This is a genomic window from Paenibacillus sp. PastF-3 (genome assembly GCF_029893135.1).
Taxonomy (GTDB): domain Bacteria; phylum Bacillota; class Bacilli; order Paenibacillales; family Paenibacillaceae; genus Paenibacillus_AQ; species Paenibacillus_AQ nitricinens.
The window spans coordinates 431842-448939 of the sequence record NZ_JARXWM010000001.1 but is presented as its reverse complement, the minus strand read 5'-3'; the positions used below and the strand labels follow the sequence as shown (position 1 = coordinate 448939).

The window sequence follows — 17098 nt, the reverse complement described above, 5'->3', positions numbered from 1 at the left end:
AAAAGAAGCCTGACTCATCAAGCTTCTTTCAATTTTTCTATACACAAATTATTCTATTTTGATTTATCTGTATTATGCTCCTTTACTTGGATGTCCAGCGATAGAGCTGCTCCTAATTCCTTTTGAACATAAGCTAGATCTGTGATCTGCTCAATATGATATATACCTCCCGGAAATGGTGAATCATACAGTAGCTTTGAGACTGCTGCAGTCACTTTTGCCGTAACGATGGATTGATTTTTCCCTTGCAGCAAAAGATCAGCAAACATGGGCTTCCCCTCACGATTTGTTCCACGAGCCTCAACCTTGATCGCGAACCGGTCACTACCTAAATGGAACCTCTCCATGGCGCGAACAATTGACCTATTCACCCCGCCTGTCTTCAGTAAACGAACGGCTTTTGTTATTTTAACTAATGCCAGTATTTTGGTAACAACGGCCGAATCTAGACAGAAACGTGTGGAGATGGACGATGCTTTGAGCGTTCGGGCAAGTGTCTGTTGATCTGAGAAGGGGAAACGATACGCATAATGGCTCTTTAAATTATCGCCAAAATGATACGATTTGCGGTCAGTGAAACTCTCCACCTCTACTAGACGATTATCCTGCTTCACTTCGAACGTTTCTCCTAAACTATTCACCGTCCATTCGATCGCTGCCTTCCCATGAGAATCACCAAGTCCGAGCATAATTGCGATTTCGATTTCTTCCGTTTGTTCTATCTGTCTTTCAGCTTCAAGTGCCATAAGATTGGTAATACCGGGTGCAAGCCCTACACTAAGAACAGCACTAGACCCATGTTGTCCAGCCAGCTCACGATATGCCTCAATTTGAGATAAAAACGGACCGCTCGCTGATACATCTACATAATGCGTTCCACTGCGAAAGCAAGCTTTTACAAAATCCGTATTCGTTTGATCCAAACACATAATAACTAGTTTCACTCGATCTAGTAAATGTGCAGGTAACGGCTTATTGATATCTAACTGCAACGGCTTAACTTTACCGTGTGTTGATTGACTGAACTGCTCTGCTTTTTCAAGACTTCTCCCGGCAGTGAATACTTTACCTGGGTACTTCTTCTCTAATATTTCACATATCGTACGCCCTACATGTCCATAACCACCAACGACAACAATATCTTCTTTATCCTGCATTTTATCACCGCATCCTATATAATAGAGTTAATTAATAATCATTCTCAATTATACGGATTTCGCTTCCGTTCACTATCCCACAAATGTGGGGGTTCGTTATACTACATTCATGACTAGAGGTCTACCCAATGAACACTAATAAACATTTCAGTCAAATAAAGAAACAAATCATTAAGCTAGGAATGGTTACTGATTCATCACATCACTACCGTACTTCCTTGCTGTCTCTTTTACGTGAAGCTGTTCCTTTTGATGCTGCTTGCTGTACTCATGTTGATCCACAGACATTGCTTTCTACGGGTGCAGTTACTGAAGATCATGTGGAGTCCATTCATCCCTACTTGTTCCAGAATGAATATGGGGAGGAGGATGTGAACAGCTATGAGCAGTTGGTTCATAGTAGAATTCTTGTCGCTACATTATACGAAGCAACCGAGCAGCAACCCGAGCGAAGCGCTAGATATCGAAAGGTTTTGAATCCAGCAGGTTTTGGGGATGAACTACGTGCAGTGCTAATTCTTGGAGAAGCATGTTGGGGGTATTTGACGTTGTACAGGAAAGCGGAGCAATCAAAGTTCTTACCAGAAGAATATGACTGGATCGCCTCGCTCATCCCTCTCATTGCCACCAGAATACGTGCTTTCAGTCTTGAGCTTCCTGAGCGGGATGAGACTTGGCTTGATAATCATTATGGTTCCGGCATTGCTGTTCTATCTGATCAACTTACTCTTCTCTCCTCCAATCCCGCAGCGGATCGCTGGTTAGATAAACTTCGATCATTGGAAAAGATCGATGCTCATATCCTGCCACGGCCAATCCGTGCGGTTAGCACGCAAGCGCTCAACAGCCCCTCCGAATCTACGGGAACTCCTAAGGTATGCATCCGTATGAATGAGGGGCCGTATTTAGTCATTCGGGCAAGCCGTCTTCACGCTTCCGACGGTCAGTTCCAGTGTGCTATTTCATTCGAACCCGCACGTCCAGCTGACATGCTTCCAATCATTGCTGAAGCATATCGTTTGACGGAACGCGAGCAGCAGCTATTACACGGTGTAATTCGCGGATTATCCACTAAAGAATTGGCTTCTGCTCTACATATTTCCGCATACACCGTTCAGGATCATTTAAAGTCTATTTTCAACAAGTCAGGAGTTAGTAGCCGTAGAGAACTTATTTGGTATTTGCATTCACGCTACAATATTATAGAAGCCTAGGCTGCTAAACTTTAGTCCAATGGCTGACTGACAAGCATATGATATAAACCATAGATACTACAGCTATTTAACACTTGAGATGAACATTATTTTTCAGAGAGCAAAATAAAAAAGTACCCTCTCTATCCGTTTAGATGAACGACCGGAGTGGGAACTTTTAAATGAAAACCTTATGCTCTGATCAAGTTACATAACGTTATTACTTCGTATCTATAGATATAGATAACGTCCCATTAGATTCAACTAAAGAAATTTTGGCGTTATCCGTCTGCCATACCTTACGAAAGTTTGTATCTTCGCCATCTTTTTCCGTATCTGTGGTGTTCTCTTCACTGTTAGTGGCAGGCTCTCCAAGCTGTTGCGTAATCTCTTCTGTTAATTCTTCCCTGCTAGCTTGTTCAAAATGAATAGTCTCTCCAATCACTTTTCCAGAGTCATCGTAGGAGACCTGAAGAGTTGCCTCGTGTTTCACAATCTTCTCATCATATTCCCGTGATATAAGGGTAGCCTTCGTACCTTCATTATTAGGTGCTCCTTCGCCGAGTAATTGGACAACTTCAGCATCCTCTTTTCCAATCAGTGTGGCTAATGAGTCAAGCTTATAGCTGCTCTCAGCTCCACTTGGTGCAGTAGTTGGAGGTGGAAGCTGAGATTTATCTGGTACTGGTTTTGAGCATGCACTAAGGGCAAAGGCCATAAGCAGTAACAAACAAGTTTGCTTTAATTTCTTCATGGGTTTCATTCCCTTCCTTGCTAGCTATTGATGTATTTTTCACAATTTATTCAACGATTATGTATGGATGGAGCAAATTCCACACAAAAAAAGACGATATCCCATGAAGTCAACTGACTTTGAGACACCGTCCTACATCATGAAACTATTCATTAAAGAGAAACTGAGGCTTGGCCGACCCAATTCACTAATTGAGCTATGTCCACGGTATCCCCTTTACGCAGTTTCAGTGTTTTTCTCTCCGGGGGGCCTTCAAATATCCCTTCTGGAAACACGAGCTCATTCGTATTAAAAATAACAAAGCTTACCGCATCTTTCGAAGTTGAGATCGCTGCTGCGTATTTACCATTTTTCAAAAAATGAGGCTTCTTATACTGAATTCGTTCCTGCACATCCGGAATGGCTTGATGAACCACCTCACGAAGAGTAGTGGATAACTCCACCTGCCATGCTTCTTTTAACCCTTCAATAAAATCGATGACTTCCTGATTCATTATTCATCTCTCCTTTATGTACATAACAGTTAAAATTTCAGCATGTTTTCTACTACTATTTATTTCTTGCTCATTAAGTCAAAACCCTTCTGCGTGATTGTTAATTTCCACTAGCTACAAAATAAGAAAAAAAGGGAAAAGTTCCGAAGAACTCTTCCCTCAGGCTATCATTAATGGATCGTTAGATTAAAACCACTCTGAATATAATTCAGGTTCGGGTTAGCAATATTCGTTGTTGTTAGGTTGTTAAACGTTGCTGAACCATTCCCTGTGTAGGTGTAGATGGCCGAACCCTGATGTGGCCCGGAAAAACGTGAAGTGGTAATTCCATCCAAGCCGGTACCATTAATATTGATGTTGTTGAATACGATATTCTCAAATCCACCACCATAACCGAACTGGATCGCATCGCGTTGTGTATTGATGATATCGATGTTGGTGAAGGTCACGTTCTTGATGGCATCATTTGAAGCTTCCAAATCAATAGCTCCACGCTCTCCACCATACAGATCTTTACTTGTACCACTTGTAATAATCGTAGTATCGGAGAAAACAATGCCCGCATTATTCTGGAAATGGTAGCCAGGGAACACGGTGTTCATCCGTATACCAGAACCACCTACAGTGTCAATGATGTAGTTGTGATCAGCCTTATGACCACCGCCTCCAAAGAATGCTATAGCTGCTGCACGCCAGTTATTCTCAATGGTGTTATACGAGAACGTATTATTCACACCTGCCGGAGCACCATTCGTATTACTGGTCCATACTGCAAGACCATCGTCACCATTATTACGTACATTGGTGTTTCGAACAATGGAATTGCTAGTGCCTTGGGAGTAGTTGATGCCATCGGCTAGATTGTTCCGAATCCGGCTGTTTTCAACCACAAGCCCACTGGCATAGATAGCAGGCGTATGTGCATAATCGCCTACCCACATACCACATTCAAAGTGTTCTACCCAGACATCATGGATGATTGAATTGGTTCCGAAGTTATCCATAAATCCTTTGTAAATCGCATTTTGCCCATACCGGGATCGCAAATTCGAATTCATATACACATTACTAAAATCTAGCTTGCCGCTAATACGGAGTGAAATACCGCCACCTGCCGCATTAGGGTTGGTAAACTGGATGTTCGTATGCCAGATACCAGCACCCGTAACCGTAAAGTTGTTGATCATATTGCTGGCAGAACCGATTTCCCACATGCTGCTAAGATTGAATGTTCCGGCAGGAATATACATGCTCTTCCCGCTAGCAACTGCTGCATTCACCGTTGCTTTAAAGGCTGCAAGATCGTCTTGACCATCATTAGGTACTGCACCATAATCTGTCACCGACACGGAGTTAGCCGGACGAGCGACTGCCGTAGGAACGGGTTCGATTTCGAGGAAATCAACACCATATTCCAGGCTATCACCATTGTTCTTCTGTATCCGTATGTTATCTCCAGGTTGCAGAGGGGTATCTAATTTCCAGTGTACTTCATCAAATCGGAAGAGTGGACGCCCAGCACTAGGAGCATCACCAGGCATATCGCCTGAGAAATACTGCCAGCTGTAATAGGATGTTAACGATACCGTTTTGACTTTTACTCCATTAACATATACGTCAAGTGAACCATTCAATCCCATACCATCCGATGAGTCAGGCATCGTAAATCTCATAGTCACACCCGCGCCGCCTTGCCCCTGTCTGACCGTCCATCCTATGTTCGATCCATTCGAAGGAAGGGCTACATAACGCTGACCAGACGCTTCTGAAGCAGTTAGGGCTTGATCAAACGTAGGTGCAGTTTTTAGTATAGCCCCCCCGCCGAGAGTAGCATCTTCAGTATCATACCGACTATAAGGCATGCTTGCACCACGTAAAGCATACACAACCAGATTAGTCGTGCTTACATTGTTTGCTTGCTTAGCTGTTACTTCATTCGCATCCACTTCCAAGGTAGTGGTTACAGTGTAATTGCCGTTGACAGCTGTCCATGTCCCTGGAATCGTGACGTTAATGGAAGCACCTGAAGCTAGGGTCCCGGTATAAGATCCATTAAAGGTTTGGATCGTGGAGCCTGCTGAGTTCTTAAGGGCTACTGTAATACCATGAGCACCGCTTGCAGATGCAATGGTCCCTTGATTCTTAAGATTTACATTAAAAGCTACTGTACTATTAGCAACTGGATTACTTGGGGTCCATGAAACTACACCCACTAAGTCAGAGCTGGATACTGGTGCGATAACAAGCGATGTGGGATTCGAATAGCTGTTATTCCCTTCGTTCTGCTCGAAAATCAATTTGCTCTCATCTACTTTAGCGCTCAGAGCATAGGTCGCTGCGGCTTTGGCTCCAGCATTTAATGTCATTGAGGCTGTTGTCGAAGCGCCTGCAGCTAGTAAACCTACTGGAGCAGAACCGACTAGCTCATTGTTTAAGTAGAAATTTACAGTTGTTGCTCCGGAGCTAGCATTTCCATTATTCTTAACCACTGCATTTAAAGTAATTGCACTTGTCTCGACCGGAGATGCAGGTGACCAAGACATTCCCGTTATCATTAGATCAGGATTTGCCCCAGGTGATCCGAATACTTGAAACTCCGCAATTTGCCCCGCTGGAGCGCCAGAGTTCGAAGTAATATTCAACTGCAGACGTTTAACCGTTGCCGTAACCGGTATAGTTACTGTATTGCCTGAAGCTGGATTAAATGTATACGATTGAGCCGATACCAAATTACCGAAGGTAGTCGTGTCTTGATTGTGACCGAGTACTTGAATCGTTTGCGTGCGAGTGCTCCAAGCAGAAGATGGATTCAGCTTCAATACGATTGACGTAATGTTGTGGTTCGCGCCTAAGTCGAGCGTAAGCGAGCTTGGATTGCTGCCACCTTCCCAGTACGTACTTGTGTCGTTATCATTCGCATTTGTTGCTACGAACGTTTGTGTACTGGAAGAAGCGTTAATCGTCTTGCCGACAGCAATATTACTCCCAGGAGCAGGTGTCGGTGTGACCGCCGGTGTTGGTGTCGGCGTTGCTGTTGGTGTGACTGTTGGCGTTGGTGTTGGCGTTGGCGTTGGTGTTGGCGTTGGTGTTGCCGACGGTGTTGGTGTGGCTGTCGGTGTCGGAGTAGGTGTTGCAGGAGGTGTTGTTGTCGTCGACGCTACTGTGATTTGGTCAAGATTAACGTTACCAGAATCACCAGCATCATATTTATATGCGATGGTGTTGTTACCCGCATTCAGATTAAGAACTTCCACTTTAGTGCTCCATGAATCCCAATTTGCCAGGTTAGATAGGGAGGTCTGACTAGTTTTGGTACCATTGACATAAATGCTGATTGTCTTTGCACTGCCACTTGCATTAGCGTATTTCAATGTCACCTCACGACTACCTGCTGCTGGCACGTTAACCGTGAATGTCGTTGTTGCACCTTGTGTCAAATATCCATCCACGAAGCCCGTACCGGAGTATCCGGCATGATCTGTGTTCACTTTAGCTCCTCCAGATAGTGAAGCAGATTCAGCTTCATAAGTGCCGGAAGGCGTTGGAGTTGGAGTAGGACCACTAGTGCCGTAAATCTCGAATTCGGACAGCTGCGCTGCCGGCCAGACGGTGTTGTTCGTTACATTCAGACGAACGTAACGCGTACTGGTTGAGGCAAAGTCGATTGTAACACTGTTACCTGCCACTGAGGGGTTAAATTCATAACTCGCAGACCCTACAATGTTAGTAAACGTTGAACCGTTGGTGCTACCTTGAACGGCCAGTGTTTGCGTCCGTGTCTCCCAACCCTCAGGGAGCTTAAGAACGATTTGATCAATATTCGTATTTGTCCCTAAATCGACCTGAATCCATTGCGGAAATGCATTATTTGTACTTTCCCAATACGTGCTTTGATTACTGTCTTTAACATTATCAGGACTATACGTTTGAGATTGACCGCTCGCTGTTACATTTTTGCCGAGTGCCAGGTTTGGTCCTCCGGAGGCAGAAACAAAATTAAACGGACCCGCAGCCAAGAATATACTTGAAATCAGCATGGATACTACTAGGGACCATACAACATACTTGTTACGCATTTTAATGTTAATCCTCCTCAAATATGTTAGATTCTCAGTAATACACGAACCTATCAGAGTGCCCGAATGATAGCGTTTACAAATAAAGTCATCTCAGAGCACATTAAACAGAACCACACCCTCCCTTCGCTTTCAGACACTTTCATTATAGAGAAGTGAGCCTACAGCTATAAGATGTAATTCTACGGAAAAGGTAAGTGATACCATTATCACAAAACTATGCGATTTACGGAATCTATGACATCGCAATTGGTTTCTTGATTCACTCAAAATCAAGAATGCGATATGTAAAAAATACTTATACTTAGGGCTACGAAAATCTGCCTTCGTCTACCGTATCGTCATAGAATTGGCTCTTTGTTTTACTATTCTTTTTAAACTTTCGGAAATGATAACCACATGAGCCGATTTCATTTTGTTTTTTCGTGAAAGATTCGCCAACTACATTAAAATCCTCAACATTACAGACGTTGTCATGATAGTAATCGCCTGCCCCTTTTTCAAAAAGTCTGAACCCGCTTTTTTGAGCGGTTCTGAATGAAGCTGGATTATCAAGCGCTACACTTGCGGTAATGTATTCCAGTGATAATGCTTCAAGTAAATAATCTGACGCTGCCGCGCCCGCTTCCGATGCATATCCCATTTTGGTGTATAGACTTTTCATATACCACCCCATATGCACTTCATAGGAGATCTTTGATGGGTGAACTGAGATGACACCGATTACGTCGCCAGAATATTTTAAGCATATAGCAAATAAATTGCCACGTTCAGGATGTTGATCATCGATAATAAGGCCTTTGTCTTTCACACTTTGAAAGAATGCTAACATTATTTTAATAAAATCAATCGATACGTCACCTTGAAAAAATGGGTGTTTCATGACCTGCTCGTCGTTTTTCATTTCAAATAGCGCCTCTGTATCTTGTTCTATAAGGTCGCGGAGAATCAGCCTTTTGGTTTCAATGTACATTTCATCACCTTTATTCATCATTATTCTGTATATAAATTTTCATCATGAACATCCGATTAATGCAAGTTAAATCATACTTAAAACAAAAATTAAATTAAATAAAAAGACTATCGACAAGTAGAATGTCGACAGCCTGAGCCTATTTTATCAGGCTACTTCTTTTTTTGCAGAAGGTGCATTTAATAAAACTACCCCTCCTACGATTAAAACGATTCCGGCAAACATAAGAATACCAAATGGATCTCCCCACACGACAATACCCACAATCGCAGTTAGAACAGTACCTACACCCGACCAAATCGCATAAGCTAAGCTTAACGGTAATTCTCTAAGACTTATGGATAAACTATAAAAAGCTATGACAAAGCCAATAATAACCCCGATAGAAGGCAGTAATTGCGTAAAGCCTTCAGACAGTTTCAACATAGTTGTCCCTACGACTTCGCTAGCAATTGCTATACTTAGAGCTATATATCCTACATTTTTTTTCATGCTGCACCCTCCAAATTCTAATGAGCCCCACCAGAGAGCTTCATAACAATTACGCCACCAATGATGAGTAGTAAACCTAATAATTTCTTACGGTTAAAGCTCTCTTTATAAATGAGTACGCCAATTAAGGCTGTCAAAGCTGTACCTACCCCTGACCAAATCGCATAAGCTGTCCCTAATGGAATGGTTTTAAGCGCTAAAGAAAGACTATAAAAAGCGAAACCCATTCCAAGGATGACTCCAATGGAAGGAAGTACCTTTTTAAATCCGTTAGATACTTTTAGCATGGAGCTACCAAATACCTCAAAGATGATCGCTGCTGCAAGCAATACATATGAATTCAAAGATAACCTCTCCTTACTCTGTCATATTTATTAATTTTCGAATGACTTTCTCGCGTAATTCATCATCCAACGCCCCTAATCCGAACATTTCAGAATACCATAAGCCATCTGCTGCCAACCTAACAATAGTAGAAACTACAGGATCAATGCCGTCGTTCTCTATGTTTTGTTGCCATTTGGCATATTGATTTTGAAATTTCTGAAGGATATCCGGATTTGTAAAAAGAGCAGCTGTAAGCGCTGTGCTTATCTCTCCGCCTTCCATACTATCTTCACTCATTACCTCCGTAAATGCTCGGCTCCACTTCCCTTTTTCAACCGTTGCATTCATAGCCCTGTCTTGCAGAGTGGTAAAAAAATCATTCGTTAACTCTTCCACCATCCCTGTTATCAAAGCTTCTTTATTGGGAAAATGGTGCAGTAATCCGCCTTTACTGACTCCAGCTTCTTTAGCCACAGCTTCAAGCGTAAGCTTCTCCACTCCGTTATTTTTCACAATCGTGGATGCAGCGATTAAAATAGTTTTACGTTTAGAATTACTGTTCACGTTGATCACCTCTGTTATTTACTATACCGTCTGGACGGTTTTGTGTCAAATTAAAAATAGCCTGATCATTCAGGCTTATTTCACAAGTATTAGATTAAATCTTTAATATACCAAGCATCACAGGCGAAATGCTCCGAGCCTGCTAAGGGGGCGGGTAAAAGCTTGAATCCATTTTTCGTATAAAAACGGTTAGCTCCATGCATGTTCTGTAATGTCTCTAAATAACATTTGCTATAATGAAGCTTAGCAAAATCCAGAGCCGTATGTAAGAGTTCGGAAGATATCCCACTACCTCTAACGGACTGAGATAGGTACATTTTTTGCAACTCACATATGTTCCCCTCATTCCCGAAAGGTGCAATTCCGCAGCCTCCTAATACTTCCCCGTCCTTTTCAACAATCCAATAAGCCCGATTCTCGCTTTGATTGTAATATTCATATAAATGACTTAAGCTGTCATCTTCCCACGCAAGCCCTGCTCTGTTCCCGCCAAACTCAATTAGGCAGTTCCTAATGATCTGTTCAATTGTGCGATTATCGTTCATATGTATGCGTCTGATGTTCATCTTTAAATTTCCTCCAAGCCGTTCTGATTCATTCGTGATTATACATTATTCTGATTCTAACACATTTAAAAGAAGATCCAATAATTCTGATGTTTGGACACCTTCCACATTGCTAAGTATAATAACTGCTGTTCCCTTAGAAATATCCCTATAGATAAACGATGAAAATCCATTGATCGCTCCGCCATGTGCGTAAATCAAGCCTTCTGCATCATTTATTCCCCATCCCTAAAGGCGACATGATATGATCCTCGATAAACTGACTATAAGATTGGCCACTTACATTTTCAATAACAGCCCCCAGTAGTATATATCCTGAATTACTATAAGCGAATTGGCTTCCGGGTTCGAATTCCAATGGTTTATTTAAGAATTTAGCGATATTCTCTGAGACACTTACCGGGATATCCATCGTGCTTATGAAATCTGGAAATGCTGTTAAGTTCGGAATTCCTGCGGTATGGGTTAATAATTGGTAGAGCGTAACATTTTCATAAGGATAATCTTCAATATACTTTTGAACTGAATCATTAATATTAAGTTTACCCATTTCTTGTAATTGCATGATCGCTGCAGCGGTAAATGCTTTTGTCAAAGAGCCGATTTGGAATACTGTATCTGGTCCGTTTAATTGCATGGTCTCTGAGTTGGCCATATTATATCCTTTTGCAATCTTAACCTTGTTATCCTCGACGAGTAATATAGAACCTGAGAACATATTTTCTTCCATAATTTTATCAACTTTTTGTTCAAAGCCTAAACTCTGCACCACAGGTTCTTCTTGAATCACTACCATATTTTCATCTGGATGAAGAATATAATAGGCTTTCTATTTCGGTTTTAGTGTTATTGTTTTCGGATATGTGAAGTTATGTTTTTTACATGCCTCTCAACAAACTAAAGACCAATGGTAAAAATAACGTGAGACCGGCTAGAATCGCCGCTCCAACCGCACCTCGGTAGTTTTTTTGCTTCCACAGTGTGGGGGTTAGGCTGCCAATGTAAATGCTTCCCCACAAAGAAATGATCCCGAGTATAACGATCTTCATGACTTGAATAATCATTTTACCATTTCATCTCCTTCCACAGCGGGACCCACTTGGTCACCATGTTTTGTCATCGTAAAGTCGATATCTACTTTGTATTTGGTATCCTTGATATGATCACGCCATTTATATCCATACCATTCCTGTAGTGTCGGAAAAGTTGCCCTTAATCGGTTACCAATATGAAAACAATCAACATTCCATTCATACAATGTTTTATCTAGAAGCTTTGAAGCCTGCTGGATCAGCTGCTCTTCCACCGCTTCCTCCAAAATTATTGTGTTTTTGGGTGTAGTGTAATCAACATTTGACATAGAACCTGATAACTCCCCCTCCATATGAGCAATAAATGTAACGTTAATCTGATCGTCTTTCCGCTTTAATTTAAGCTTCGTTTTTTTCTCCGCATTCATATTAAGGGTTACATTGTATTTAGAATCTAATGGATCGTGAAATTCCATGACTGTTTTTTCGAAATCACCACGTAGAATGTTAAGCAATTTCGTTTCCTGAGCGGTGAGATAACCTATCATTTTTTGACCTTTATACACGGCACTGCCAAAAAAATCGATAGGTGTTTCTCCAGTTCTATGAAGATCACCTGCATATATATCGCTAGCAATCGTTTGACGGTCTTTCGACTCTGGTGATGCCTCACCCATCTCATGGTTATTGGTATTTTTATCAACACTAGGATGTACTGCGGACAAAATCGTTGTGCCTCCAGTTCCTGGTTGCTCGATATCCATAATAAAATCGTGAAACCGTGAGTTCTTAGGTGTAATTGCTCCAATATTATGGGGGTCCATTTCTAACTCAAACCATAAATCAATATCGTTTTCCATCTTAGGTTTAATATTATTAATGTAAGTTTCTGCGCTCCCTCTTGCCGTAATTACATTGACGGTTCTGCGGAATTCTTCATTTCTTACTACCTCACCTAAAATGGGCATGATCCCTTGCCGAGTGACTCCATCTCCCAGAATAAAAGCTTTAGAATGAATCAAGGTTAATCTTCGCGCTATAAAGCTTTGGCTAGTAAGGAGGGCTGCGGAAAGACTAGCACCCTCTTCTGAAAAAATACTAACGATACGATTCTGCCCCGAAGGGCTGTTACCTCCACTATTCATGCCACCGTTCGATTTGGGCATCGCGAGTGCAAACGTATAGATGTAATCATTGTTAGGACCTGGATCAACGCCTATAGCCATAATAAAAGCCATATTTTCGGGATCGAGTCTATCCCAGCAGCCTGATAACATAGGAACAACTAGCAGAAGAAGAACGTACCTGTTTATGATCCGTTTAAATCCTCTCATGTCTTTTGTCTCCCCATTTTAGTTCTGACTAGACCGACAAACCAAGTGAGCAATGGTAAACCTATAGATAAGATTGAACCATACGTTCGCAAAATTTCACCGTCCCAAGCTACGGCAGCCATCTCGCTTCTAGGTAGTAAAGCAAAAGTATATACAAGGATAGCCAAAGGAAAAATTAATGGTTTAACCTTTGTCAATCGCAATATTTGAGACATTGTTGCTGCAGCACAATATAACCCTATGGCCAATTTAATGACCGCACAAATCAACCAAGCGATAAGAAATACACTTTCTAATCGTTGAATCCACCGACCAAAAATGATCAGACGGCTTACTTCATACATAGGAACGTTAAGTCTAATGGCCGTTGGGTACGGAAACACAAAGAGGTACACGACTGTGGTGCTGAAAAGTATGATCGAGGAGATTGCAATACACCACCAAGCTGCTTTACTACAATCCTTAGCTTTTCGCATTCTGGGGAGCAAAAAACCGAATACAAGCATTTCTGAAAACAAAGAGCTTTTTATGATGCCTAACTTTAGCACATGTGAACGCCCTGTTCCCCAGAAGGGAGACAACGCGTTTACTTCTGAATGCGTAAATAACCCACCTAATAGGATAAGCAGAACACTTCCGATGATTAACCCAATCGTGATCCAGCATAAACGTCCAACAGCCTCAATCCCGGAATGCGCAATGAAAGCAATGGGAATGAGCAATGAGATTTGAATAATGTTCATTGGCGTGTGAGGTAAAATATCAGAGGCCAATAGCTCCGAGAACTCACGCAGGACCAAAAACGTGATCATAAAGAAAAAGAAAAAATATATAAAATTCAAAAAAGTACCGATCCACGCGCCCCAAATCTCTTCCGTTGCTTCAATTAAGGTGGCACCTTGAGAAGCATTGTTAAGCACACCTTTGATGGCCCACCAAGTCAGAGGACAAAGCGCTGAAGCAATGAGAACAATAATCCAGGCAGCAGTACCCCCAAGTTCAGCAAGTGATCTTTGAAAGGGTAAGAATATTTTTGTAATTATAAATATGATCCCAATGGAAGCAGCTTCTTGAATCCCTATATGATTTTTTTTCATGAGTAAGCACCATCACCCTCTTGATCAGGTGTAGTGGGAACGTCCGTATTTTGAGCATCTGGTTGTTTAAGTCTCTTGCGAGGTCGCACTGATATCGGTCGCTTATTTTGTTTGTACATAGGACTACGTAATAGTGAATTTTCACCAGGATGATGAGGCGTAATCGGAGCAAAACTAGGCACACCAAAATGATTGGATGAAATCCAATCCGTCCACAAAATCATCGACAATAAAACAATCCCAATTAAGCCCATAAACGAAGCGCAGGCCAAAAAAACAAACCGGAGAATACGGGTTGTGAATTGCATGTTATAGTTAGGAATCGTATAGGATGCTAGAGCTGTAGCAGATGTAATGATTACCATGATGGGACTAACGATATTAGCTTGCACCGCCGCTTGTCCCAATATTAAGGCACCCACTATCCCGATCGTTGGACCAATAACGCTTGGAATCCGGACACCAGCTTCGCGAATCAATTCAAACATCGATTCTAACAGGAATGCTTCTGCTGCTACGGGAAGTGGGACAGATTCTCTTGTACTTGCAATCGCCAGAACTAGAGTTGTCGGAATCATCTCCTGATGATAATTTGCAACTGCAACAAATAGAGCAGGCAAATACATGGATAAAAAGAAACCCACCGTCCGAATAATTCTAAGAAAAGAACTATATTGCCAACGAAGATAACTGTCTTCAGCTGTCTGTAAGAACAAGGGAAACTGGCTGGGAACAATTAAAGCGAACGGTGAATTATTCACCATAATACACACATAACCATCTACAATTTGTGTAGTTGCCCGATCCGGCCGCTCTGTACTGAGCAGTCCTGGATAAATGGAGTTTGGTCGATCGTCGATCAGCTGTTCAATCATTCCACTATCACCGATATAATCGATTTTTATAGCAGCGATTCGTCTACGCACCTCGTTTACAAGCTCCTTGTTAGCAATTGATTTCAGATAAATAACCGAAATTTCTGTTCGTGAAATCGTCCCAACAACTCCTGTTTCGACCATTAGATCAGGAGTGTTAAGACGTCTACGAATCAGCGAAAGATTTGTGTGCAGATTTTCCGTAAAACCTACTTGCGATCCTAGAATTACATTTTCAGTTTTAGGGCTCTCCAAGCCTCTTTCTTCCCCACCCTTAACATCAATAGATACTGCTTCTTTTAAGCCATTTACGATTAACACCGCTGCACCGTTTAGTATCTCCTGTACAAGCTCCTCCAGAGATGAGATTGATCTTATTTGACCATTTCTAAGAATTTCATCCTTGAACATATCAGATTTAAGGGGGAGATCCTCTGGAAACTTGGCTGTTAACAATGGATTAATAACAGTTTCGTATAATAATTGGGCATTTACTTGATCATCCAGATAAACAACTGTCCCTTTTGTTAATTTGGAACCTAGCAGAAGGGAGCGTATAATCAGCCCCTTACTCTTAGGATAGGAGAATTTTGTTTTCAGCCAATCCACGTTCCTATCCATATCACAAGACATATTAAAATGGTTATTTTCTCCTCCAAGAGGTCTTTCTTGAGGCAAATTCACCTGAGTCTCTTTCGTTGACTTATTGTTTTGGTTATTGTTTGATGTGTCATCTACATCCCAATGGCCAAGTGAAAAAGAATCACGGGTGTGAGTATCCTGCGATATATCCGCTAGCACGTATTTTTTTAATTTACTCCAGCCATTCATCAATCTCATCTCCTACAGCGATTCTTCGATATGGATGAAAGTAGTATTTCTTCCAACCTGTTTAATTATGCGGTTTGAAATGCTGCCGGCAGCTAATTTACATTGTTTATCCATAAAAAAAAAAGCGATTCATTCATCTATAAAATCCCGATGAGAATCGCTTTTAACCTTATATATATACCTTCAATGCGCTACATTCTTCTTCCATTTCACGTTGAATATTAATAATTTGTTCCAGCCGGGCAACTCGATCCTGAAGCTTTAAGTAATCAGAGTCAGCACACATCTGAGTGGATAATAAAAAGTATTGTGGTACTTCCCAGACACTACGTAAAGCAGTGCTTAAACAATAACCATATCTTGCAAGGGATTCGTCCCCCTGCCATCCGCTTGCCTTTAATCCCTTGATATACGAATGGAATAAAGACTCTTTGAATTCCTCGTAACGATCGATAGGAATCACACCAAGACTCATATTTACGCCAAACATTTTACCAAGATCTTCCCCTAAGCCTGATAAGCTCATAAATTGCCAGTCTATCAAGACTAACTCTCCGGTTTGAGTTAGCAGCATATTCATTTGACTAAGATCCTGATGAGCTAATACTCGCGGCAAGCGATGGAGAGCATTCAAATTATTGTCTATCCGCTTCATGAAGCCTTGGAACCAAGCCCAAAGGCTTTGGTCGTTGTCTCTATATAAATGATGAATATATTCTTCAGGGTTAGGTGCATACATAATACTCGAAGTAGTCCAGGATCTAAGCCAACTTCTACATATCCATTGGTCATTAGGAGTGTTCTTTCCTGAAAGATAAGCTCCATTAAACCGGCCTAACCGTTCAGCGATAATATCAAACTGCTCCTTCGTATGTGCAAATTCCCCTTCAATTCGTTCCATCCATAACCATACAGTACCATCTACTTGCTCCTCAACAAGATAACACTTAGGAGCTTGGATTGAGCCCGGAAGCTCATCCAGAATCTTAGATTCAAAGACTAAGGCTTCTCGTCGCCAGTAATTGTGATGTGCTGGATCCTCTTTTTCTGCACTATCAGACTTAATGATTTTTAATATGATTGACCATGGAAGCTGCTCGTGATTAATTAATGCGATACCCTGAAGATGAAAGATACCCGCTGTTGTAAAGTTAGGTGTTTTATAATCTAAATCCTCGCATGTGAAATTAACTATTTCTACTTCTTGTTCTCCAAAAATTTGTTGAACACTGATGTTAAGCTGATCCATTTTATTCTCTAACACATAGCCCCTCCCATTATCCATAAAAAAGCCTATAAAGCGTAACTGATTCGTTAACACCTCATAGGCTTGT

The 17098-nt window shown here is 41.5% G+C and carries 16 protein-coding genes; 1 reads left to right on the top strand and 15 read right to left on the bottom strand.

The features are described 5' to 3' along the window. Positions 1–53: 53 nt before the first annotated feature. Positions 54–1157, bottom strand: a complete 1104-nt coding sequence (locus M2444_RS02240) for a saccharopine dehydrogenase family protein (RefSeq protein ID WP_094874887.1) — start codon at positions 1155–1157, stop codon at positions 54–56. Positions 1158–1285: 128 nt separating this feature from the next. Here M2444_RS02240 and M2444_RS02235 point away from each other — a divergent pair, with 128 nt between their 5' ends. After that, positions 1286–2371: a helix-turn-helix transcriptional regulator gene (locus M2444_RS02235; RefSeq protein ID WP_280786133.1), complete on the top strand. Its 1086-nt coding sequence runs from the start codon at positions 1286–1288 to the stop codon at positions 2369–2371. A gap of 199 nt (positions 2372–2570) precedes the next feature. Here M2444_RS02235 and M2444_RS02230 read toward each other — a convergent pair whose 3' ends face one another. The 14 genes from M2444_RS02230 to M2444_RS02165 all read right to left on the bottom strand — a co-directional run bounded on the left by M2444_RS02230 (position 2571) and on the right by M2444_RS02165 (position 17028). Then, positions 2571–3104 (bottom strand): hypothetical protein, encoded by a 534-nt coding sequence (locus M2444_RS02230; protein WP_280786132.1) that lies wholly within the window; start codon positions 3102–3104, stop codon positions 2571–2573. Positions 3105–3256: 152 nt separating this feature from the next. Next, positions 3257–3598 (bottom strand): DUF1801 domain-containing protein, encoded by a 342-nt coding sequence (locus M2444_RS02225; protein ID WP_280786131.1) that lies wholly within the window; start codon positions 3596–3598, stop codon positions 3257–3259. A gap of 170 nt (positions 3599–3768) precedes the next feature. Further along, on the bottom strand, positions 3769–7674 hold the full coding sequence (locus M2444_RS02220; RefSeq protein ID WP_280786130.1) for a discoidin domain-containing protein: 3906 nt from the start codon (positions 7672–7674) through the stop codon (positions 3769–3771). 310 nt (positions 7675–7984) lie between these two features. After that, positions 7985–8647: a GNAT family N-acetyltransferase gene (locus M2444_RS02215; protein WP_179281493.1), complete on the bottom strand. Its 663-nt coding sequence runs from the start codon at positions 8645–8647 to the stop codon at positions 7985–7987. Positions 8648–8794: 147 nt separating this feature from the next. Further along, complete coding sequence (locus M2444_RS02210; RefSeq protein WP_094868687.1) at positions 8795–9139, bottom strand: DMT family transporter; 345 nt, start codon at positions 9137–9139, stop codon at positions 8795–8797. Positions 9140–9156: 17 nt separating this feature from the next. After that, complete coding sequence (locus M2444_RS02205) at positions 9157–9483, bottom strand: DMT family transporter (RefSeq protein WP_094868686.1); 327 nt, start codon at positions 9481–9483, stop codon at positions 9157–9159. A 13-nt stretch (positions 9484–9496) separates the two neighbouring features. After that, positions 9497–10030: a TetR/AcrR family transcriptional regulator gene (locus M2444_RS02200; RefSeq protein WP_094868685.1), complete on the bottom strand. Its 534-nt coding sequence runs from the start codon at positions 10028–10030 to the stop codon at positions 9497–9499. A gap of 89 nt (positions 10031–10119) precedes the next feature. Continuing rightward, positions 10120–10596: a GNAT family N-acetyltransferase gene (locus M2444_RS02195; protein WP_094868684.1), complete on the bottom strand. Its 477-nt coding sequence runs from the start codon at positions 10594–10596 to the stop codon at positions 10120–10122. 211 nt (positions 10597–10807) lie between these two features. Then, positions 10808–11386, bottom strand: a complete 579-nt coding sequence (locus M2444_RS02190) for a serine hydrolase domain-containing protein (RefSeq protein WP_280786129.1) — start codon at positions 11384–11386, stop codon at positions 10808–10810. A gap of 88 nt (positions 11387–11474) precedes the next feature. After that, positions 11475–11660, bottom strand: a complete 186-nt coding sequence (locus M2444_RS02185; protein ID WP_094868682.1) for a hypothetical protein — start codon at positions 11658–11660, stop codon at positions 11475–11477. Then, positions 11657–12961, bottom strand: coding sequence for a Ger(x)C family spore germination protein (locus M2444_RS02180; RefSeq protein WP_280786128.1), 1305 nt, complete (start codon positions 12959–12961; stop codon positions 11657–11659). The genes M2444_RS02185 and M2444_RS02180 overlap by 4 nt, the downstream gene beginning before the upstream one ends. Then, the gene (locus tag M2444_RS02175; protein ID WP_280786127.1) at positions 12958–14058 is read right to left on the bottom strand and encodes a GerAB/ArcD/ProY family transporter; all 1101 of its coding nucleotides are present in this window, start codon (positions 14056–14058) and stop codon (positions 12958–12960) included. Before M2444_RS02175 ends, M2444_RS02180 begins: the two co-directional genes overlap by 4 nt. After that, positions 14055–15764 (bottom strand): spore germination protein, encoded by a 1710-nt coding sequence (locus M2444_RS02170; protein WP_280786126.1) that lies wholly within the window; start codon positions 15762–15764, stop codon positions 14055–14057. The genes M2444_RS02175 and M2444_RS02170 overlap by 4 nt, the downstream gene beginning before the upstream one ends. Before the next feature lie 169 nt (positions 15765–15933). Beyond that, the gene (locus M2444_RS02165) at positions 15934–17028 is read right to left on the bottom strand and encodes a phosphotransferase (protein ID WP_280786125.1); all 1095 of its coding nucleotides are present in this window, start codon (positions 17026–17028) and stop codon (positions 15934–15936) included. Between the last annotated feature and the right edge of the window lie 70 nt (positions 17029–17098).